Below are 532 nucleotides of genomic sequence, written 5' to 3' on the forward strand. Positions count from 1 at the left end.
TTGGGCAACGGTTGGAAATTGCCAGCTACTGTCTTTCCATAAATGCATGCTGTTAATCGTGCCATAGAACTCTGCATCTCCGATATCCCGTAATCCGGTAAATCCCCAGTCTGACTGCTCTGTAGCCTTGGTATCCCAGTAACTGAGGCAGCCAGGAAAGGCTCTGATGACTGAGCGGGGGGCTGTGAATAATTCCGGTAGTAAAATTTCTTCCCTGTTTTCTGTAAAGTTGTGGAGCAGGGCAGCTGTTGAACTGTGTAACACCCCAAGGCTGCTCCACACCCCCAGATCATGGAACGTACGAGCCATCCCCTCTTCCGCCTTTTTGACACTGCCGCTGGCATCCTTTTGCCAGGCCAGGCAGCCGTAGTCCTGATTATGGGTAGTAAACTCGAAGGCCAGATAATAGCGGTTGTCTTGTTCTTCCGTTTTTTCCCCTCGAATAGCCAGTTCGGACTGTAGTCCTCTAGCCTGCGGATCGGGGAGCATGGTGACAGGTACACGCCAGAACGCCTGAGGCATGGGGATCTCA

General features: G+C 52.1%; 1 protein-coding gene. It reads right to left on the reverse strand.

The window, feature by feature from the left end; all coding sequences use genetic code 11:
* Window positions 1-532: hypothetical protein (locus E1189_RS23255; RefSeq protein ID WP_196221087.1), on the reverse strand; the 532-nt coding region annotated here is incomplete at both ends.

The sequence above is a fragment of the Parendozoicomonas verongulae genome (genome assembly GCF_009711465.1).
Classification (GTDB): Bacteria; Pseudomonadota; Gammaproteobacteria; order Pseudomonadales; family Endozoicomonadaceae; genus Sansalvadorimonas; species Sansalvadorimonas verongulae.